We start from the raw sequence: 20410 nt of genomic DNA, 5'->3' as shown, positions 1-20410 counted from the left end.
TAAAACCCACATCAAAACGCGGTGCTCGCGCCGTATGCGCCCGGGCGGCCCGGGGCGCCCGGGCGGGGGGGCCGCCCGCGCCCGGCCGCGCGGGGGCGGTGGCGGCCGCGCCCGAGGCCGGGCACCGCAGGTCACCGCGCAGGTCGTGGGCGAGACACGGTCCTACCTGGCGAGTTCGGCCGGCCGGTCGAGCCGCGTCAGCTTCTGCGGATTCCGCACCACGTAGACCCGGGTGATCCGCCCGTCCTCCACCACCAGGCTCACGGTGGACGGCTCGCCGTCGAGGTCGAGACGGCCTGCGGGCTCGCCGTTGAGCCAGACGGCCGTGGTCTCCAGCAGCGCCGACCGGTTCGCCCGCGCGAGCACCGCCGCCACCGTCTCGACCCCGTGGATCGGGGCCAGAGCGGCGGCCGCGATTCCGCCGCCGTCGGTGATCAGGACCACGTCCGGCGCCATGACCTCCATCAGCTCCCGCAACTGCCCGGTCTGGAGTGCCCGCAGGAAACGGGCCACCACCGCCTGCTGTTCGGACCGGCTCACCTGTACGCGTGGTCGCCGGGCCGCCACATGGTCGCGGGCCCGACGTGCGATCTGCCGTACCGCGGCCGAGGTCTTGCCGATGGCCTCGGCGATCTCGCCGTACGGCACGTCGAAAACCTCGCGCAGTACGAACACCGCCCGCTCCGTCGGCCCGAGCGTCTCCAGCACGGTCAACATCGCCATCGAGACGCTCTCCGCGAGTTCGACGTCCTCGGCCACGTCGGGGCTGGTCAGCAGCGGTTCCGGCAGCCACTCGCCGACGTACTCCTCGCGGCTGCGCGACAACGTCCGCAAACGATTGAGGGCTTGCCGGGTGACGATCCGGACCAGGTACGCCTGCGGATCGCGCACCTGGGACCGGTCCACATCGGCCCACCGCAGCCAGGACTCCTGGAGTACGTCCTCCGCGTCGGACGCCGACCCGAGCATCTGGTAGGCGACCGTGAAGAGCAGGCCGCGGTGGGTGACAAACGGGTCGTCGATCATGCGTTCGACGCTACCCCGGACGGCTGGGGGGCGGTGGCGAGCGGGATCTCGCAGGTGTCGGAGAAACCCTGCGACCTGATCCCGTGGGCGACGTTGTTCCTGGTGGCCATGTTGACGAAGGCGATGTAGGCGGTGAGTTCGACCATCGCCGGGGCACCGAGCCGGTCGATCAGGCTCGCGTGCATGTCGTCGGTGACGGTCGGCGGGGTGGTGGTCATGGCCTCGGCGTACGCCAGGACGTCCCGCTCCAGCGGGGTGAACACGTCCGACTCCCGCCAGCGCGGCACCTGGCTCGCCTTCGTCGGGTCCAGGTTCTGGTTCAGGGCCTGGAAGTAGCCGACGTCCAGACACCAGGCGCAGCCGACCTGCGCCGCGACGGCCATGTGCGCGAACGACTTCAGGCCCGCGTCGGCCGCGTCCCACGCGGCCAGCTTGGCGGAGAACTCCAGGTTGGCGGTCGCGACCGCGGGGCTGTGCCACACCACCTCGACGGGCTCGGCGACCGTGCCGAGCTGCCGGACCATGTTCTCGCGGAGCTCGTCGGGGAGTTCCGCCTTCGGGACGCGTAGCGTCATGATGTCCTCCTGGGACGATCTCTGCCGGCGTTTGCCGGTCGAACATGAAGACACCGCCCGGGCTGCGGGCGTGACATCGAGTCCGGCGACCGTGTTGCGGGGCGAGGTCGGCACCCGTGCGGTTGCCGCCGCGATACCGAATTCCCAAGCACGAAGCACACGTTCCTCGTCACGCCCGGTGTGGACCCACAGGCCGAGGCCGCCGGGCGGAGGTCCTCACGTTCCCGCGTGCGCCCTGGCGAAGCGGGCGGGAAACACGCACCCCGGCCGCCCGGAGCGGGACACCTCGCCGCGGACTCGACCGGCACCGCCTCGACACCACAGACTTCGACCGACACGGGCCATGGCCACCACGCACCCAGGAGGACGACACAGTGAAGCGCATCGGCATCATCGGGGTAGGCGAAATCGGCCGGGCCATCGTGACGGGCCTGTGCGACGGGACCGACGAGTCGCCGGAGGTGTTCCTCTCCCCACGCGGCGCCCGAGCCGCCGCGGAGTTGTCCGAGCGCTTCGAGGGTGTACGAGTGTGCACCGACAACCAGGAGGTGGTGGACCGCTCCGAGATGATCGTCATCGCCGTACGTCGCCACGACCGGCACGAGGCACTCGCCGGCCTGGAGGTGGACGACGGCACGATCGTGGTCAACGTGATGGCCGGGGTCGGCAACGACGACCTGCGCCGGACGCTCCGCACCGGCGCCCCGCTGGTCCGAGCCATCCCGCTGCCGACCATCCGCGAACGCCGCTCGGTCACGGTGGTGCACCCCTCGCACCCGGCGGTCGACTCCTTCTTTGCCCGGATGGGCGGAGCGCTCCCCGTCGCGGACGAGGCCGCCTTCGACGTCCTCTCCGCGTTGACCGGGACGCTCACCACCCACTACGCGTATCTCGCCACGCTCGCCTCTTGGGCCGCCGGCCACGGCATAGCCCCCGGCGACGCCGAACGCTACGTCCGCGGCCTCTTCCAGGGCGTGGGCCGCTCCCTGGGGGACGAGACCCGTTCCCTGGACGAACTCGCGGCCGACCACGAGACACCGAACGGGAGCAACGAACGCATCCGCACCACCTGGTTCGACCCGGCCAACTCCCAAGCCCTCACGACGACCCTCGACGACCTGCTCGCCGACCTCACCACATAGGCCCGGTCCCGGCCACGGCGTCACCCGACCACGGTGTCGCGGGCGGGGCCCGCCGCACCTGCGGCCGACACGGCCGGTCCGGAGTCCCCGCGAGCGACTCCGGACCCTGCCCGACCGCGGCAGTCGCCGAGCGGTCGGTGGCCCGCCCCGGCGGACGGAGGCTCAGTCGAGGGGCAACGCGCGTACCCAGGTCCGGTGTTCGTCCAGGTGTTCGTCCACCGCCAGGTTCGATTCCGCCAGTATCGCCTCGAACTCCCGGTCCGTCAGCGGGCGGCAGCGGAACTCGTGTACCCAGCGCGCGTCCGGGAATTCGTATTCGATGCGCACCGCGCGCACCCCGTCCCCGATCGGATCGGAGGCGAGGATGCTCACGGAACCGCCGGGGTGTCGGCTGATTCGGGGCAACTCGTCGTGCCAGCCGATGCCTTCGCGCTGGATCAGCACCACCCCACCGTCCGCGACGTGTGCCCGACAGGCGTCGAGCATCGCCCGGCAGGATTCGGGCTCGACCGTGTGCACCAGATAGGAAGCCAACAACACGACGTCGAAGCGCTCCTCGAGCCGCAAGTCCTCGATCGTGGACAGTATGGTCTTCGCCCCGCGCACCCGATCGAGCATCTCCGGCGACTCGTCCACCGCCGTGACCTCCCACCCGCGCTCGACCAACGCATGGGTCACCCGCCCGGCCCCACAGCCGAGTTCGAGCACGGTGCGGGCCCCCTCACGGGCGCCCAGCGCGATCATGTCCGGCTCCTCGCGCACCTTCAGCCGGTCCCACATGTCCACGGCACACCCGTCCGGCGTGAACGCCCCGGGCCCCTCGCCGCGATACCCCTCACGAATACGCGCCATGACCGATCCCTTCCCCCGAACGACCCCCGGTCGCTCACGAAACGGACAGCAACGCGCCCACCCAAACCGTTCCCACCCGGAGCTGTCAACGGTTTCGACACGGTGCCGGCCGACCACGAGGGTGCCGACCGGGGTGCGTTCGGGTCTCCGCGGCGCCGCCGGGGTGTCGGTCGCCGGGACCGACCACCGATGACCGGTCCCGACGAGCCAAACACCGCAGGGACGCGGACCCGACGCCGCGCGTCCTGCCCGCACCCGGAGCGAGCACCCCCCGGGCGTCGGGGCGCGGTGCCGGGGATGCGGGCCGCGGTCGTACGCCTCTTGTGATTTCGAAGGCCCTGCGCTTCACTGCGAGACATTGTCTCAGATTGAACTTTGTCTCGACAGGGAACGGGTGCGGGCCGCGCCACGCCCGCCGGCCGCCTCACCCGGCCCCGGGCACCTTGTCCGCACCCGATCCGGCAACTGGTCTGGTCGCACCCGACCATCAAGCACTCCTACTTCAAGAACGCCGACGGCGAGGTCTACACCGCCGGCCCCTGGCGCCTCGTGGACTACTGGAACTGGACCAAGGGACCGGACCTCGACGACTACCTCGTCGACTGACCCACCACGGCAAGGCCGATCACCCTGCCGCGTAAGCCACTTGCCGGCCCCGCACCCCTCGGTCTCCCCGCTCGTCGGCGCGTGAGCCGACGACCGGGGACCGTCGGTGACGGCCCCTGCCGGTAGGATCGGCTCGGCAGACGGGTGGGCAAGAGGCGGGGTGAGGGATGGCCGGCCGGGTCACGGCAGTCAGCTCCAACGCGACGTACTCGTTCGGCAAACCCAATCGCGAGTCCGTCACCCTGCTCGCCGGCCTCGGCGTCGAGGGGGATGTCCACGCGGGTGAGACGATCCGCCATCAGTTCCGGATGACCTACGAGCCGGATCTGCCCAACCTGCGCCAGGTCCACCTGATGCACGACGAACTCTTCGACGAACTCGCGCTCAAGGGCTTCGCCGTCGCCGCGGGCCAACTCGGGGAGAACATCACCACCCGCGGCGTCGACCTCCTCGGCCTGCCCACCGGCGCCCTCCTGCACCTGGGCGACAAGGCGGTGCTCGAGGTGACGGGACTGCGCAACCCGTGCGCGAAGATCAACGACTTCCGCAAGGGCCTGCTCGGCGAGGTCTTCGCCCTGGACCCCATCTCGGGAGACTTCACCTTCAAGTCCGGAATCATGGCCGTGGTCCGCCATGGCGGCCCGGTCCGTCCGCACGACCCCATCGAGGTCGAACTCCCACCCACCCCGCACCACCCCTTGGAGCGCGTCTAGCGCAGAGGCGTTCTGCACACGGTCCGATGGTGGAGGGCGGTCCGGCGTCGGAGGCGACTGCGACCATCGGGTGCATGACCATGACCGAACGTGATCGTGAGGACGACTGGCTCGACTTCCTCGCGCGTTGGAGCGCCGAGTGGGCGGACGCGCAGGACCCCGACGAGCTCGAAGGTGACGATCTGGCGGCGTGCCGGGGTCGGTGGTTGGGCTTCCCCGGCGCCGACGAGGAGCGGCTGACCGCGCTGGAGACGCGGATCGGTCGACGCCTGCCGCCCTCGTACCGCTCGTTCCTCGCGCTCACCGACGGGTGGCTGAACGCGGGGGACTTCGTGATGCGACTGGCCGGTACGGCCGAGGTGGCGCCGCTGGACGAGGCGGAAGCCGAGCGGTACACGGGCTGCGACGGTTACCTCGGGGACGGCGAGGAACCCACCGAGGAGGACATCCACCGCTCCCGCTTGTGGCACCGGGCCCTGCACATCGACGCCGAGGCGGACGCGGGCATCCTGATGCTCGACCCGGGCGACGTCGGCCCGGACGGCGAATGGGCGGTCTACTCCTGGCACAGTTGGAAGGCCATGCCCGCGGAGCGCTTCGATTCCTTCCGCGCCTTCATGCACGACAAATACCGGGAGTTCCACGCCCTGGCGGCCGACGGCGGCATGGTCAACGACACCACCCGAGCGCTGGACGCGGAGCTGGAGCAGGCTCGCGAGGACGTGCTCGCCGGGCAATGGCAGCGGACGGTCGACGTCTTCGCGCGCGCCGAGCGGTTCGGTCGCCCCGGCGCGTGCGAACTCGGCGGCCAACTGGAGGCGTTCCTCGGACGGGACGACGCCTGGTCGAGGGTGTACCACCTGCCGACGAACCCGGCCCATCGGACCGAGACGTTACCGGCGCGCCTGGCCCGGGAGATCCGCCACCCGTGGCGACGGCCACTGGAGGTGGTCGAGGAACAACCGGTCGAGGTGCGCGAGTTGGCCCGAAGCATCGCCGACGGCGGCTTCGTCTACGAGCCCGCCGGCCCCTTCGGCGCGGTGGTGCTGCGGGCGCGTGAGGCGGCGCGGAGGGGCGACACCGACGGGGCCTGGCGGGTGCTGCGCGACGGCCTCGCGCAGTGGATCCCGCCCGCCAGGGACGTCGTGGCGCCGGTCGGTCTGCTCGCGGATCCGCTGCTCGCCCCGGTGATCACGCCGGAGCGCGGCCGGGAGTTGCTCGCCACACCCCGCGCGGGCCGTGCGGGTGTGCCGCCCGAGCCGGTGCCCGACCGGGACCCCGAGGGCCTGGACTGGCTCGCCGGGGAGACCTGGCCCTTCCGCGGCGGCTATCGCTTCGTGCTGGTCGAGGGCATCGAACCGGCGCGGCTCGTGGACCTGTTCGGCCATGAGGAGCAGAACGGGCTGGCCGCCCCCGCCACTTCGAACGAGCTCAACGAGCGCCGGAGGCAGTCGGAGCACCGGCGCTCCGCCGATCCGTGGGACGACCGCGCCGTGATGGTGGTGGGCCGGACGGGGGCGCCGGGGTGGGGCTTCGCATTCGCTCCCGAGTCCGCCGGTCCCGACGCGGACCGGTTGCGGAGCCCGGCCGCCCGGGCCTCGCGGTCCGCTTCGGGAGCGCGGGCCGTGGTGGTGTGGTGCGTCCCCGGTTCCCGCCGGGAGGACGGCGGGCCCTGGGAGCCGCCGGCCTTCCACCTCTCGATGGCCCGGGACGGCGAGATCGGGTACGCCCTCACCGTGACGATGCCGCCGGACTTCGGGTCGACCGAGGACAGGCCGCCACGGGCGCCGATCGTGGACCGTGTCGGCACGCTGCCCCGGGCGTTCGATCCGGACCCGATGCTCGCCGAGGTCGCGGCGGTCGGGTCGGCGAAGCGCGAGCGGTGCCCCGGCGAGGAGCACATGTTCCGGGCGATCGCCGAGGAGTTCGGGGTCACCTTGCCCCGCCACGCGCTGCTTCGCGGCCGACTGCACTCCTTCGAGACCGTCGGTTGGTCTCGCAGGCCCCGGCACGGCGACACTTGGCTGAGCATCGAGGGCGTTCGATAGCACGAGGTCCCCGGTCGAACGCGCCGAAGCACCCGCCGAGTTCGGGTTCCGGTCTCCGCTCGGGGTCGACTCCGCCCCCGGATCCGGGGGCGGACTCGACCCGACGCACGCATCCCGCCGCCGGTTCACACCCCTGCGAGGGACGCCGCAGTACCATGTGCGGCGAACCGCATCCGCGACGCGATCGCCCGGACGGAAGAGGCCGAACCACATGACAGCGGAGTCGCCGGCACAGACCGTTCAACGCTTGTTCCCGTTGTTGGCCGAGGGCAGGACCGCAGAGGCGGCGGGATTGTTCGCCGACTCGGTGTCGTTCTCGATTCCGCACCCGCCGGGCATTCCATGGGTACCGGAGGTCGACTCGGCCGACGGCATGCGCACGTTCTTCGAACTGCTCCGGACCCACGTGCGGGCCAAGGAGTTCGACCTCCACCAGGTCGTCGCCGAGGGCGACGACGTGGTTTTCATCGGGCGGATGGTCTCCGAGGTCCGGAAGACGGGCCGCGACATCGACACCGCGTTCGCCCTGCACACCACGGTCCGAGATGGACGGATCACCCGCTACCACCTCTACGAGGACAGCTACGCCGTGGCGCGGGCCTACTTCGACGACTGATCGCCCGGACGGACCCGCGGCCCGGCGCGAGCGTCGACGGTCGCGGCGCCGACGGCGTGGCGTCATCGGAGCTGCGGACTCCATTCGAAGAGCAGGATGGTCGCGTCGTCCCGTAGTCGGTTGCGTTGGTAGTCCAAAATGGCGTGGATGAGCAGCCGCAGCACCTCCGCCGGCCGCTGTCCGGCGGAGGAGGAGCGGATGATGAAGTCGGTGAACCGGTCGAGGCCGAACTCCGCACCGTCCGCGTCGCGAGCCTCCACCACACCGTCGGTGTAGAGCAGGACACAATCGCCCGGTTCCAGGGTCGTCTCGTGGATCTGTCGGGCCGCCGGGGCGAGTGGACCGGCCAGGCCGATCGGCGGCTGAGGGGGGCTCTCCAACGCCCGGCCGAGCACCCGCCTGGCCCGGATCAGCAGCGGTGGGGGATGACCGCAATTGACCCAGCGCAGCACCCCGGTCTCGGCGTCGAGCCGACACAGCACCCCCGTGCAGAAGTGGTCCGGCAGCCACCGGGCGAGCGCATGGTCGACGGAGTCGACGACATCGGCCAGATCGGCACCGCCCCGGCGGGCGTTGCGGGCCGCCGCCATGGCGACCGACGTGGTCAGGCCGGCAGTCAGATCGTGACCCATGGCGTCGAGGATCATGGTGTGCAGGATGTTCTTGACCACCGAGTGATCGAAGGCGTCGCCCGCCACGTCGTACGCCGGTTCCAGGACCGCGGTCGAAACACACCTGCTGCTGCCGATGGTGCGCGGTGGCAGGAAGGCCCGCAGCATCTCGGCGGGCATCGCCATGGTCGCGGTGCGGGTGCGGGCGGCGAGCCAGTCGCTGTAGGCGCGCTTCGAGGTGATCAGCATGGCGAACACGTGGGCCAGCATCCGGCTGCGACGCATGCGCACCCCGTCGAGCGAGGCGGTCCGCACCGCCAGCACGCCCAGCCGCTCCGCGCCGTCGACCAGAGGCATCCAGAGGAGCAATCCGTCCTCGGCCCCGACCACCTGCACGGAGACCGTGCGGTACGCCCAGCCGGCCGAGGAGTGGTCCACCGGCAGCGACTCCTGGGCCTCGTCGAGTGGGATGAGCAGTTGTTGCTGGAGGTCGACGAGGTAGACCGACGCGGTGTCCAGGCCGAGGGCGCGGGCGCACCGGTTCGCCAGGGCGGGCAGTTCGACCGGCAGGGCGGTCTGGGCCTCGCTGATCAGCTCGTCCAGCCGATTCTCGTCGACGATGGTGTCGGGATCCGAGGACGCGCGCGCTGTGTCCGACACGGAATCACCTCTTCCCTGCCCAGTTTCACACCGATCCCGTCCTCCCTCACGTCGGCTCGTGGCGGCGGACGCGGGCGACACCGGAGCGGCCGGCCGAACTCGGCCGGGCACACCTCCGGCGCGAGCCACGCGGTGGGCGCGCTCGTGTGGACCGTCGCCGAACGTGCGCCTCGGCCGCCCCGAGGAGGCGTCGGGAGCCGGCCACCGGCTGCACGGCGGTGCCTCGGCAACCGCCTGTGACCCGTGTGGGGGCGGGAACCATGGTGGCGCGGAGGGTGGTTGCCCATGTCTGATGACGACGTTTCTCATCCGGCTCACATCCGGCTCTCATGCCGCGTTCCCAGGCTGCCGATGACCCGAGGGAATCGGAAGGAATCGACGGACCATGAGCCAGGACCACGACGAAGGTCGACGCGTCAGCCGGCGCACCGCGCCGGCGGGCATCGGCAGCATCGGCCTGGGCGCGCTGCTCGGCGCCTGCTCGGGAGCGGACGGCGGCGGCAAGGCCCGGGCCACCACGACGACCGGAGCGACTGCCACGGTCTCGCCCCGGGCCACCACCCCCCAGGACGTCGCCAAGCTGTTCGAGGGGGCGAGCACCTGCACGCTCACTCCGCAGACCACCCAGGGCCCGTACTACTTCGACGCCGACAAGATCCGCAGCGACATCCGCGAGGAACGCGAGGGCGTCCGGCTGCGGCTGGCCGTCCGGGTCCAGGACAGTGAGACGTGCCGGGCGATCCCGAACGCGGTGGTGGAGATCTGGCACTGCGACGCGGCCGGCCTCTACTCCGGAGCCGAAACGCTCTCCGGAGGTGGTGCTCCGAGCGGCGGGGGTGGCGGTCCCGGGGGCGGTACGCCCCCGTCCGGAGCCGGCGTACCGCCCTCCCGGGCACCCGGCGGCGCACCACCCTCGGGCGCCCCGGGCGCCGGCGCCGGCGGGGGACAGGGGGACCTCACACCGCAGGACGACAACCGTTACCTGCGGGGCGCCCAGGTGACCGACAACCAGGGCATCGTGCAGTTCACCACCATCTGGCCGGGTTGGTACCGGGGCCGTACCGTTCACATCCACGCCATGGTGCACGTCGACAACCAACGCACGCTGACCACCCAGATGATGATGGACGAGGCGCTCAACACCGCCGTCTTCGCCCGACAGCCGTATGCCGGGCACACCGGCCGCGACACGTTCAACGACGGCGACGGCATCTACCGGCCCACCATGCTCCTCAAGGTCGTCCGGGACGACGACGGCTACCTGGGCGTGATCACGCTCGCCGCGGATCCCGACCAGGACGGCAAGTAGGCCGCCGGGCGCCCAAGCGTCACCCCGTCGGCGCCGGGTGGGCGCTCAGCAGGTGGGTGAGGTGCGGAGGGGACGGGCGGACGGGCCCGGTCGCACCGTCACCTCGCGATGCGTCAGATGCGAGTGTCCCTCGGAGCAGGCGACGACCACGCGGACCGGCGCGCCGCAGTCGTCGTGCCGTATGTCGAGCATCGGTCCCGCCGGGTCGGCCCGATGCTTCTCGCCGAACTGCTTGAGGGCCAGCAGCACCGGCCACAGGTCCCAGCCCTTCGCGGTGACCCGGTACTCGTTGCGGGTGCGCGCTCCGGGCTCTCGGTAGGGCCGGGCGGCGAGCACACCGCCGGCGACCAGTTTGCGCAGTCGGTCGGCGAGCACGGCCTCCGACAGGCCGACGTGGCGTCGGAAGTCGTCGAACCTGCGCACGCCGTTGACGGCGTCCCGCAGGATCAGCAGCGACCACTTCTCGCCCACCAGGTCGAGCGTCCGTCGGACCGGGCATTCCGAGGGGTCGATGTCCAGCCACTTCAGGTCCATGGGAGTAGTCTGACACCTGACTTCGAAAATCGCAGTCAGTCGGCGCCGTCCGCGGCGCCGGCCACACCACGCACGGACGGCCCGTCGCACCACGGCACGGCGGGAGGAAACCGGAGGGCGGGGCATGGGCAGGTCGCGGACGTATACGTGGGACGACCCGGCGGTCACGGCGGCAGGCGCCGCGTCCATGGCCGGCCTCGATTTCCTGAAGGCGATGCTCGCCGGCAGACTTCCGGGGCCGCCGATAGCCGCCACCCTCGACTTCACGCTCGACGAGGTCGAGCACGGGCGCGCGGTGTTCTCCATGACGCCCGGTGAGGAGCACTACAACCCGATCGGCAGCGTGCACGGCGGCGTCTACGCGACGATGTTGGACTCGGCGGCCGGCTGCGCGGTGCACACGACGTTGCCCGCGGGCACGGCCTACACCTCGCTCGACCTGTCCACGAAGTTCCTGCGTCCGATCACCTTCGACACCGGCCGGATCCGCGCGGTGGGCCGGGTGCGCAGTCAGGGCCGCCGCACCGCGCTCGCGGAGGCCGAACTGCTGGACGCGAACGACCGCCTGCTCGCGCACGCCACGAGTAGCTGCATGATCTTCCCGATCCCGGGCGCGGGCCCGAGCGGCAAGCCGGGGGAGTGACCGCCGCGTCGCCGGCCCGATGACGATCCACCCACGACGCCACCGGCCGACTCGCCCGGATCACCAGGCCCCGCCCCGGATGCGACGGCGGGCACGCGGTGTTCCCTCGGGCGTCGGGCGGGGCGCCGAGCACCGATTCGCAGGCCCATCGGTCGACACCGGCCGTCGGGTCGTCGGTGCCGGCCGGTAGCGCCGTGAGCTCGGCGAGGGCATTCTCGCCGAGCCGGCGACGCACACCGCCGCGCCGCACCGTCCGAAGCCGCCGAACGGCGTGTGCCGCGGGCTGTCGTGCCGGTCGTCGATCCGGACCGAACCGGCCCGGAGCCGACGGGCCGCCTGCGGCGCGCGCGGCACGTCCCGCGCCCGGAAGCCCTTCCCCGTAGCCCGGGCCCTGCGCCGTTTCGCCGCCGCGGACCACCGTGGCCCTCCTTGCTGCCGCTGTCGATGGAGCCGAGCTCTCGACGCGGCCGAGGATGCGATCACGTCACGCCGGACGGCGGACGCCGGGCCGAGTCGATCTGCCACCCGGATGTTCGGGCCGTGTGCTCCGCCTCCCTTTGCCCCGCCGGGCTCGGTCGACCCGTTTGACCGGTCGGGGGACTGCGATTACCTTGACTAGAATATAGATTCTAGAGGCTTCATTCTAGGATCTCGGTGATCGGAGTCGGAACATGGACGAGGACATGGGCGTGGCCGTTCGGACCGTGGCGGCGGCCGGGCCCGGTACCGGGGAGACGTTGGCGCCGTCGGTGTTGTGGAAGGCGTTTCGGGTGTTGGGGGTCTTCAGCCACAGCCGGCGGGTGCTGACCCTCGCGCAGATCGTGCGGCGCAGCGGGCTGCCCAAGTCCACCGCGCATCGGGTGTTGGCGATGTTGGTCGAGGTCGGCGCGGTCGAGCAGCACAGCGACGGCTACCGGATGGGCCTGCGGATGTTCTCGCTCGGGGCGCTGCCTCCGGAGGTCGCGTTGCGGGACGCGGCCCTGGTGCATCTGGAGGAATTGCACCGGGTGACCGGGCAGACGCTGCACCTCGCGATCCTGCGCGAGGGGGACGCCGTGTATCTGGAGAAGCTTCGCGGTCGCCGGTACGACCGTTCCCCGGCGCTGGTCGGAGGCCGGCTGCCGGCGCGGTGCACCGCGATCGGCAAGGCGATGTTGGCGTTCTCGACGGAACGCACGCTCGCCGAGTTGTCGACCGCGCCGCCGGCACCGCGCACCGCCCGGTCGCTCACCTCGATGGTGGCCCTGCGTCGCCAACTGGCCGCCGTGCGCGTCGACGGGTACGCCGTCGACCGGGAGGAGGCCGTCGACGGGTTGGCCTGCGTGGCGGTGCCGGTACTGGTCGCGGGGCGGGCCGTCGCGGCGGTGTCGATCGCCTTCGCCGCCGCCGCGGGCAGCGGGACCGTACTGGTGGACCCGCTGCGTCGCACGGCCGCCGCCATCTCCCGGTCGATCACGGCATCCTCGGCCGCCCACCTGATTCCGGCCGGTGGATAGGGTGGTGGCCATGGACAAGACGAGCGCCAACCGGGACCGGATCCTGGACGCGGCCGAGCGCCTGTTCAGCACCCGGGGCTATGCGAACGTCACGGTGGGCCAGGTCTGCCAGGCGTCCGGTTTCCCGGTGGGCTCGATCTACCACCACTTCACCAACAAATACGGCCTGTTGGCGGCGGTGTTCGAACGTTCCTCCGGATTGTTCTTCGAGTCGCTGCCGGCCGTGGACGACCTGCCCGGCGGCCCGCTCGACCGGCTCGGCGCGTTCTACGACGCCGCCGCGCACGTGATCGGCGACCGGGTGCTGTTCATGCGGCTGATGTTCCTGCTGCAGCTCCAGGAGGACGGGGACGGGACCATCACGCCGTTGGTGCACGAGGCCCGCCGCCGGGTGCGCACCGAGCTGATCTCGGTGATCGAGCCGGTCGCGCGCGACTGCGGAGTCCCCGACCCGCAGGAACTGGCGCTGGAACTGGCCGAGTTGACCATGTCGTTCACCGCCGGCCTGGTGGTGTTCACCGACGCGGAGACCGTCGGCATCCCCGCCGGCGTGCACCGGTTGCGCCAACTGGTCCTGGCCACCATCAGCGAGAGCGCCGGCCGACCGGCCACCGTCTCGTAGCCTGCGGTCGCCGGGTCGTCCACCGCCTACCGGAGACCCCCTACCGGCGACACCGGCGACCGGCGACCCTGGCGACCGCCGGCACCAACCCCCGCCTCGGCGTCGGCGGCGCGGGCAGGCCGAAGCGGGCCAGGAGGACCACGGTCAGCGCCACGGCCACGCCCGACCCCGACAACAGCACGATCGCGCCCTCGCGCGGCGGCCCGCCGTTCGTGGTGAACGCGGCCAGGACCGCCGCGACGAAACTGCTCGCGGCCGCGCCGCCGATCCAACGCGTCAACGCGTTCGCGCTGTTGGCCATCCCGATCCGCGACGCGGGCACGAACCGGGCCAACAGCGACGGGATCGCGGCGTATCCCAGACTCACCATCACGCCGATCGCGAAGCTCGCCGCCACCACCTGGTACGGCCGATCGTGCGCCACGGTCAGCACGCCGAACCCGCCCACCCCGGCAACCCCGGCCGCCACCAGGGTGAAGCGGGCGCCGAAGCGCACGACCGACCGGCCGCCGATCGGCGCGGCGATCATCGCCGCGATCGTCATCGGCAGCAGGTACACCACCGAGGCGGTCAGCGCCGACGCGCCGAACCCGTAGCCCGCGGACTCCGGCCGCCCGCGCACGAGTCGGGTCAGCGTCAGCACCGCCAGGTACATCACCGCCCCCACCAGCGCGGACAACACGTTCGCCACCACGATCGGGCGCCGCCGCAACAGGTCCAGCGCCAACAGCGGGTCGCGACGGCCGCGTTCGACCCGGACGAAGACCGCCAGTACGACCGCCGCGGCAACCGCCGCGGCCGGCACGACCGGTGACGTCCAGCCCCAACTGCCGCCCTGGGACAGCGGCAACATCACCAGGACGAGACCCGTGCCCAGCACGGCGGCACCCGTGACGTCCACCCGCCCGCCATGGTCGACCACCGTCCGACGCGGCACGAAAAGCACGACCAGGAGCACCGCGCCGGCCGCCACCGCGGCACATCCCCAGAACAGCACGCGGTAGCCCGGACAAACCCGATCCAACAGGCCGGCGGCCACCGGACCCAGCCCGCCGCCCACCGCCAGTGTGCCGGACACCAGCGCTACCGCCGAGGTGAGCCGGTCGCCGCCCACCTCGCGATACAGCACGGTGACGGCCAGCGGGAACACCGCCCCCGCCGTGCCCTGCAGGGCACGCCCGAGCAGGAACAGCGGGAACGAGGAGGCGAGCGCGGACAGTACGGCGCCGAGGGTGAGCACCGCCAGGCAACACACCAGTACGCCCCGGCCGGTTCTCAGGTCGGCGATCCGGCCGAACACCGGGACGGTGACCGCCGAGGTGAGCAGGCCGGCCGTCACCGCCCAGTTCGCCGTGTCGGTCGACACCTGCAACTCCGCCGCGATATCCGGCAGTACGGGGACCACGACGGTCGGTACGGCGCCCGCCACGACCCCGGCGAAGCACAGCGCGAACAACAGCGGGCCGGACCGGGCGGCCGGCGGATCCTGAAGGCTTGGCATGGCCGCACCGTGCCGGCGCCCGGCGCGGCGAAGCGCGATTCGTTCCGCCGGCCGGGACGACCGAACGCGGATGCGATGGCGATCCGGTCGCGCCGTGTGCCGCCGTCCCGGTCACCGGAACGATCCGACCCCGGTTCGGATCGCGCGACGGAGACTCACAGCCAGTGGATGCGATCGCCGCGACGCCGCGTCCGGGCCGGCGGGTGGCCCCACCGCCCGCCCGCCCGGACGTGGCGAAGCGGCGGCGAACCGGACACCCGCGCCGCGCCGCGCGCCGGACATCCACGCGCTACGCACGATCTCCAGGCGACTCACTCAACGGAGCCGAACACATGAGCAATACGATCGTCACCTCCGATGTGCCGGTGGGGGAGTACACCCTCCGGGTCGATCGCGCCGGTCAGGGCAACGCGGAGACCATTCTCTTCCTGCACGGTTCGGGCCCCGGTGCCACCGGCATGTCCAACTTCGCGGGCACCATCGAGGCTCTGTCCGACACCTACGACTGCCTGGTCGTGGACCAGGTCGGGTGGGGCGACTCCAGCCACCCCGAGCACACCCCGCCCGGCTCCCGCCTCCGCCAGAACGTCACGGCCTGCCTGGGCCTGCTCGACGAACTGGGCCTGGAACGGGTCCACCTGGTCGGCAACTCGCTGGGCGGCGCCCTCGCGTTGCACCTGTTGGTCCGCGCTCCCGAGCGGTTCGGCAAGGCGGTGCTGATGGGCGCTGCCGGAGCGGGCAACGCGACCACACCGCAGCCGGCCATCATGCGGCTGATCACCTTCTACGACGACCCCACCGCGCGGTCGATGGCCGAGTTGATCTCGTTCATGCTGTACGACCCCACGTTGTTCGGCGACCGGCTCGACGCCATCGCCGAGGAGCGCCTGGCGGTGGCGATCCGCCCCGAGGTGGAGCGTTCGCACCGGCAGACGTTCGCCATGGCACCCGGCGCCGGTCCCGGACTGCCCGAGATCGCCCTGAAGCGGATCACCAACGACGTGCTGCTCGTGCACGGCCGCGAGGACGTGATGGTCCCGCCCGAGGGCAGCGAGTGGTTCGCCCGCCGGATCCCCAATGCCCGCCTGTACCTGGTCCCGCAGTGCGGCCACTGGGCGCAGATCGAACAGGCCGAGCGATTCCAGGCGGTCACCCGTGCGTTCCTCGCCGGCGCCGTCTAGCCCGGTCGGAACCGGCCGCTCGCCCACCGAAAACCCGCTAGGCACACGGCGGTTCCCCCCGCGAACCGCCGCATCTGCCGGTCGCCCCAGCCGAACCACCCCACCGAAAAGCCGTCCCCCAGCACGGTCCACCGAACAAGGGAGCAGGACCAGACCATGAGCATCGTGAGCGCCCTGGGCTACGTCGTCGTACGCGGCCCCCTGGAGGCGTGGCAGCGGTTCGGCCCCGAGATCCTCGGCTTGCAACCCGCCCCTTCGGCCGACCCGGACACCCTTCTGTTCAAGACCGACAGCCGCTCCTGGCGGCTGGCGATCGAGGCGGGCGAGCCCGCCGGCCCGCAGTCCCTGGTCGCCCTCGGCCTCGAAGTCAGGTCGGCCGACCGGCTCGAAGCCCTCGCCGACACGTTGCGCTCGGGCGGTATCGAGGTGCACGAGGACCCGGATCTGGCCGAACGCCGCCGGGTCCGCGGCCTGATCACCTTCCGCGACCCGACCGGCAACACCATCGAGGCGTACTGGGGCGCGACCGTCGACAAGAGCGGCTTCGCCTCGCCACGCGGTGTCACCTTCGTCGCCGGCGAGACCGCAGCCGGCGAGATCGGCATCGGCCACACCTTCCTGCTGGCCGACGACGTCGCCGGGGCCGCCGCCTTCTACACCGACCACCTCGGCTTCCGGCTCTCCGACACGATCGCGTTCGGCCCGCAGTCCGCATACTTCCTGCACTGCAACCCGCGTCACCACTCGATCGCCCTCGCCGCGCTCCCGGGCGCACCGGCCTCGGGCCTGGGCCACCTGATGCTCGAAGTCGACACCCTGGAAGCCGTCGGCCGCGCCCTGGACGCCGTCCAGGAACAGGAGATGCCCATCCCGCTGTCCATCGGCGAACACAGCAACGACCGGATGACCTCCTTCTACGTCCGCACCCCCTCCGGCTTCGACATCGAATACGGCTACAACGGCCGGGTCATCGACGACCGGGACTGGACCGTCAGCCACTACGAGTCGCCCAGCACCTGGGGCCACCGCTTCGCCACCCCGCCCGGCCCCGGGACCGACTGACCGAGAAAGGCCCGCCATGTTCGACGTCACCGAACTGGTCCGACCCGACCAGGGACTGATCAACCCGAGCATCTACACCGACCCCGAGATCTACCAGGCCGAACTCGAACAAGTCTTCGCCCGGAGCTGGCTGTTCCTCGCCCACGACACCCAACTCGCCAAGCCGGGCAGCTTCCTGCAGACCTACATGGCCGAGGACCCGGTCCTGGTGGTCCGCCAACGGGACGGCTCCGTGAAGGCGTTCCTGAACCAGTGTCGGCATCGAGGCATGCGGATCTGCCGCGCCGACGAGGGCGTCGCCCGCGCGTTCACCTGCACCTATCACGGCTGGGGCTACAACCTGGCCGGCGAACTCGTCAACGTACCCATGCAGGACCGTGCGTACCACGACGAGATCGACAAGTCGAAGTGGGGCCCGACGCAGGTGCCGCGCCTGCACAACCACAAGGGCTTCATCTTCGGCACCTGGGACGAGAGCGCTCCCTCCTTCGAGGACTACCTCGGCGACATGGTGTGGTACTTCGACGCCCTCGCCGACCGCTACGACGAGGGCCTGACCCTGGTACCCGGCGCCACCAAGTGGGTCATCGACTGCAACTGGAAGTTCGCCGCCGAGCAGTTCGCGAGCGACATGTACCACGTGCCGTCCTCGCACGCCTCCGCGCTGGTCGCGCTGATCGAAGACCCGGCGGTACTCGCCGAGTTCCAGGAACAAAGTGCCGCCGCACCCGGCCGACAGTACGCCGGCAACGGCCACGGCTCGGGCTTCGGACTGCGCCCCGACCTGGTACCCACCCAGGCCGGGCCGGACTTCGACGCCTGGGTCGTGGCCAACCGCGAACAGATCTACCGCCGGATCGGCGAACAGCGGGCACTGGCCGTCAACGGACACAACACCGTCTTCCCCAACTTCTCCTGGCTGACCATCAACAACACCATGCGGGTCTGGCATCCGCGCGGACCCGGCCAGATCGAGGTCTGGTCCTGGACCTACCTGCCCAAGGACGCCGACGAGCCGGCCAAGCAGGCGGTCCGCACCAGCACCATCCGTACCTTCAGCGCCGCCGGCGTGTTCGAGACCGACGACGGCGAGAACTGGACCGAGATCCAGCAGGTCCTGCGCGGCCACCAGGCACGCAGGACCACGTTCAACGCACGGATGGGCCTGGGCCACGAACGGCACGGCACCGACGGCATGCCCGGCAGGGTCACCGACGACATGTACACCGAGATGGCCGCCCGCGGCATGTACCAGCGCTGGGCCGACCTGATGGCCGGGCTGAGCTGGGCGGAGATCGCCGAGCGGGACAACGCCCGCCGGCAGCGGGAACAGGAGGCACACCGCGGATGAGCAACATCGCCGCCACCCCACCCACGCGCACCGACGTGGATGCCGAAACCCGTTACCAAGTCGAGCGCTTCCTCTACCTGGAGGCCGAACTCCTGGACGACCAGCGGTTCGATGACTGGCTGCAACTCTTCGACGACGACATCCACTACTGGCTGCCGACCCGGATGACCCGAACCGTTCGCGAACGTGATCTGGAGGTCGCCGGGCCGGACGGCGCGGCCTTCTTCGACGACGACAAGGCGTTCCTGACCGGACGGGTGCGCCGGTTGGCCTCCGGCCGCTCGTGGTCGGAGGAACCCCCGTCCAGGACCCGCCGATTGATCACCAACATCCGGCCGGTCCTGCTGGACACCGGCGAGTTCGAGGTCCGGGTCAACTTCCACGTGCTGCGCAGTCGGGCCGAACGCCACCACGACACCTTCTTCGGCGAACGCACCGACCTGCTGCGCCGTGTGCCGCAGGAGCCGGGTTTCCGCATCGCCAGACGCAGGATCGTGCTGGACACCACCACGCTCCTGGCGCCGAGCATCAGCATCTTCCTATGAGCGGGATCTACCTATGAGCGAATACACCCGGGAGCCGTGGATCCGAGCCGGTCGGGTCGACGAGATCCCCGAGGATCAGGCACTGCGGCTGGACACCACCCCACCGGTGTCGGTCTTCCGGTCCGCCGGCGAGTTCTTCTGCGTCGACGACACCTGCACCCACGAGGACTTCTCCCTCGCGGACGGCTGGGTGGAGGACGGCGCGGTGGAATGTCCGCTGCACCTGGCGAAGTTCTGCCTGCGCACCGGCGCGGCACTTGCCGCACCCGCCTTCCGGCCGTTGGCCACGCACGAGGTGCGGGTCGAAGGGACGGAGGTGTACGTGCGCCTCGATCGGGACGGCGACGGCCGGATCGAGGGGCCCTGTGCGGGCGGGATCGATGCGGATGCGGACGGTTCGCACCCGGTCGGCGCGGATGTGCTCGGCTCGCGCACCGTCGGCGCGGACTCGGGCGGTCGGGACGCGGAAGGGGCCGGCCATGGGGTGGCTTGAGGGCTCGTCGATCCTGGTCACCGGCGGCGGATCCGGCGTCGGTCGGGCGGTCGTGGAGCGCTTCGTCGAAGAGGGCGCGCGGGTGGTCGTGCTGGATCGCTCCGCCGAGCGACTGGCCGAACTCGCCGCCGCATTCGGTGATTCGGTTCGTACGGTGGTCGGCGACGTGACCCGCTACGAGGCCCACGAGCGTGCCTGCGCGTGCGCCGAGGAGGCGTTCGGCGGCCTGGACACCTTCGTCGGCAACGCCGGACTGTGGGACTTCGCCCGCTCGTTGACCGACACCCCCGCCGACGTCCTGGATGCCGGCTTCGACGAGTTGTTCGCGGTCAACGTCAAGGGCTACCTGTTGGGCGCGAAGGCCGCCGTACCGCTGCTGCGCAGGTCGCGTGGGAGCATCGTGTTCACCCTGTCCAACGCCTCGTTCTACCCCGGCCCCGGGGGCGGACCGGTGTACACCGCGGCCAAGCACGCGGGGCTGGGCCTGGTTCGCCAGCTCGCCTACGAACTGGCCCCGGAGATCCGGGTGAACGCGGTCGCCCCGGGCCCGATGGCGACCGGCCTGAGCGGACCGAGGGCGATGGGACTGGCGGACACCACGATCGCCCGGGAGGTGCCGATCGACCGCATCGTGACCGAGCACTCCGCGCTCGGCGTGGCGGTGCGCGCCGAGGACGGCGTCGGGCCGTACGTGCTGCTCGCCGCACGCGAGTCGGCGACCACGACGGGAGCGGTGATCGACATCAGCACCACCGGCATCCCGCGCCGGCGCCCCGCCCCCGGAGCACAGGCCGGGTGACCCGCCGCGATTGACGGTCCGAACG

20 protein-coding genes and 1 pseudogene are annotated in these 20410 nt (G+C 71.4%); 15 read left to right on the top strand and 6 right to left on the bottom strand.

Annotation, left to right across the window (positions count from 1 at the left end; all coding sequences use genetic code 11):
• Positions 1-162: 162 nt before the first annotated feature.
• Together ACFXMF_RS37630 and ACFXMF_RS37625 are read right to left on the bottom strand one after the other, a co-directional pair.
• The gene (locus ACFXMF_RS37630; protein ID WP_379990487.1) at positions 163-1026 is read right to left on the bottom strand and encodes an RNA polymerase sigma-70 factor; all 864 of its coding nucleotides are present in this window, start codon (positions 1024-1026) and stop codon (positions 163-165) included.
• Positions 1023-1601: a carboxymuconolactone decarboxylase family protein gene (locus ACFXMF_RS37625; protein WP_379990489.1), complete on the bottom strand. Its 579-nt coding sequence runs from the start codon at positions 1599-1601 to the stop codon at positions 1023-1025. The genes ACFXMF_RS37630 and ACFXMF_RS37625 overlap by 4 nt, the downstream gene beginning before the upstream one ends.
• 374 nt (positions 1602-1975) lie before the next feature.
• On the opposite strand from ACFXMF_RS37625, the gene ACFXMF_RS37620 reads away from it, so the two are divergent.
• On the top strand, positions 1976-2743 hold the full coding sequence (locus tag ACFXMF_RS37620; RefSeq protein WP_379990490.1) for an NAD(P)-binding domain-containing protein: 768 nt from the start codon (positions 1976-1978) through the stop codon (positions 2741-2743).
• Positions 2744-2905: 162 nt separating this feature from the next.
• Here the strand turns inward: ACFXMF_RS37620 and ACFXMF_RS37615 are convergent, their stop codons facing one another.
• Entirely contained in the window at positions 2906-3595 is a 690-nt protein-coding gene (locus ACFXMF_RS37615) for a class I SAM-dependent methyltransferase (protein ID WP_379990491.1), read from the bottom strand.
• A gap of 375 nt (positions 3596-3970) precedes the next feature.
• On the opposite strand from ACFXMF_RS37615, the gene ACFXMF_RS37610 reads away from it, so the two are divergent.
• The 4 genes from ACFXMF_RS37610 (at position 3971) to ACFXMF_RS37595 (ending at position 7578) form a co-directional block, all read left to right on the top strand.
• Positions 3971-4201, top strand: coding sequence for a hypothetical protein (locus tag ACFXMF_RS37610; protein WP_379990492.1), 231 nt, complete (start codon positions 3971-3973; stop codon positions 4199-4201).
• Positions 4202-4368: 167 nt separating this feature from the next.
• Positions 4369-4914 (top strand): MOSC domain-containing protein, encoded by a 546-nt coding sequence (locus tag ACFXMF_RS37605; protein ID WP_379990493.1) that lies wholly within the window; start codon positions 4369-4371, stop codon positions 4912-4914.
• Positions 4915-4988: 74 nt separating this feature from the next.
• Positions 4989-6962 (top strand): SMI1/KNR4 family protein, encoded by a 1974-nt coding sequence (locus ACFXMF_RS37600; RefSeq protein WP_379990494.1) that lies wholly within the window; start codon positions 4989-4991, stop codon positions 6960-6962.
• A gap of 247 nt (positions 6963-7209) precedes the next feature.
• Positions 7210-7578 (top strand): nuclear transport factor 2 family protein, encoded by a 369-nt coding sequence (locus ACFXMF_RS37595; RefSeq protein ID WP_379990495.1) that lies wholly within the window; start codon positions 7210-7212, stop codon positions 7576-7578.
• A 62-nt stretch (positions 7579-7640) separates the two neighbouring features.
• On the opposite strand, the gene ACFXMF_RS37590 is transcribed toward ACFXMF_RS37595, so the two are convergent.
• Positions 7641-8849 (bottom strand): PP2C family protein-serine/threonine phosphatase, encoded by a 1209-nt coding sequence (locus tag ACFXMF_RS37590; protein WP_360322951.1) that lies wholly within the window; start codon positions 8847-8849, stop codon positions 7641-7643.
• Positions 8850-9234: 385 nt separating this feature from the next.
• Between ACFXMF_RS37590 and ACFXMF_RS37585 the strand changes: the two genes are divergently transcribed.
• The gene (locus tag ACFXMF_RS37585; protein WP_379990496.1) at positions 9235-10158 is read left to right on the top strand and encodes a protocatechuate dioxygenase; all 924 of its coding nucleotides are present in this window, start codon (positions 9235-9237) and stop codon (positions 10156-10158) included.
• A gap of 45 nt (positions 10159-10203) precedes the next feature.
• On the opposite strand, the gene ACFXMF_RS37580 is transcribed toward ACFXMF_RS37585, so the two are convergent.
• Positions 10204-10692, bottom strand: a complete 489-nt coding sequence (locus ACFXMF_RS37580) for a winged helix-turn-helix transcriptional regulator (protein WP_379990497.1) — start codon at positions 10690-10692, stop codon at positions 10204-10206.
• A 124-nt stretch (positions 10693-10816) separates the two neighbouring features.
• Here ACFXMF_RS37580 and ACFXMF_RS37575 point away from each other — a divergent pair, with 124 nt between their 5' ends.
• From ACFXMF_RS37575 to ACFXMF_RS37565, 3 genes are all read left to right on the top strand, one after another.
• Positions 10817-11335: a PaaI family thioesterase gene (locus ACFXMF_RS37575; protein ID WP_379990498.1), complete on the top strand. Its 519-nt coding sequence runs from the start codon at positions 10817-10819 to the stop codon at positions 11333-11335.
• Positions 11336-12006: 671 nt separating this feature from the next.
• On the top strand, positions 12007-12831 hold the full coding sequence (locus tag ACFXMF_RS37570) for an IclR family transcriptional regulator (protein WP_360322945.1): 825 nt from the start codon (positions 12007-12009) through the stop codon (positions 12829-12831).
• 10 nt (positions 12832-12841) lie between these two features.
• A complete protein-coding gene (locus tag ACFXMF_RS37565; RefSeq protein WP_360322943.1) occupies positions 12842-13453 on the top strand; it encodes a TetR/AcrR family transcriptional regulator in 612 nt (203 codons plus the stop codon).
• A gap of 40 nt (positions 13454-13493) precedes the next feature.
• On the opposite strand, the gene ACFXMF_RS37560 is transcribed toward ACFXMF_RS37565, so the two are convergent.
• A complete protein-coding gene (locus ACFXMF_RS37560; protein ID WP_379990499.1) occupies positions 13494-14954 on the bottom strand; it encodes an MFS transporter in 1461 nt (486 codons plus the stop codon).
• A gap of 332 nt (positions 14955-15286) precedes the next feature.
• Here ACFXMF_RS37560 and ACFXMF_RS37555 point away from each other — a divergent pair, with 332 nt between their 5' ends.
• From ACFXMF_RS37555 to hcaB, 6 genes and pseudogenes are all read left to right on the top strand, one after another.
• Positions 15287-16135, top strand: coding sequence for an alpha/beta fold hydrolase (locus ACFXMF_RS37555; protein ID WP_379990500.1), 849 nt, complete (start codon positions 15287-15289; stop codon positions 16133-16135).
• Between the two features lie 156 nt (positions 16136-16291).
• Complete coding sequence (locus ACFXMF_RS37550) at positions 16292-17197, top strand: VOC family protein (RefSeq protein ID WP_379990501.1); 906 nt, start codon at positions 16292-16294, stop codon at positions 17195-17197.
• A 16-nt stretch (positions 17198-17213) separates the two neighbouring features.
• Positions 17214-18548 carry an aromatic ring-hydroxylating dioxygenase subunit alpha gene (locus tag ACFXMF_RS37545; protein ID WP_379990502.1) on the top strand — a complete coding sequence of 445 codons (1335 nt, stop codon included), beginning with the start codon at positions 17214-17216 and terminating at the stop codon, positions 18546-18548.
• On the top strand, positions 18545-19093 hold the full coding sequence (locus ACFXMF_RS37540; protein ID WP_379990503.1) for an aromatic-ring-hydroxylating dioxygenase subunit beta: 549 nt from the start codon (positions 18545-18547) through the stop codon (positions 19091-19093). The genes ACFXMF_RS37545 and ACFXMF_RS37540 overlap by 4 nt, the downstream gene beginning before the upstream one ends.
• Before the next feature lie 13 nt (positions 19094-19106).
• Positions 19107-19433: pseudogene (locus tag ACFXMF_RS37535) on the top strand (bifunctional 3-phenylpropionate/cinnamic acid dioxygenase ferredoxin subunit); the annotation flags it as partial.
• A 139-nt stretch (positions 19434-19572) separates the two neighbouring features.
• A complete protein-coding gene (hcaB, locus tag ACFXMF_RS37530) occupies positions 19573-20385 on the top strand; it encodes a 3-(cis-5,6-dihydroxycyclohexa-1,3-dien-1-yl)propanoate dehydrogenase (protein ID WP_360322929.1) in 813 nt (270 codons plus the stop codon).
• Positions 20386-20410 lie beyond the last annotated feature (25 nt).

This window comes from Embleya sp. NPDC059213 (assembly GCF_042754445.1).
GTDB lineage: Bacteria > Actinomycetota > Actinomycetes > Streptomycetales > Streptomycetaceae > Embleya.
The sequence above is the reverse complement of the archived record's forward strand: the minus strand, read 5'-3'. Positions and strand labels throughout refer to the sequence as shown.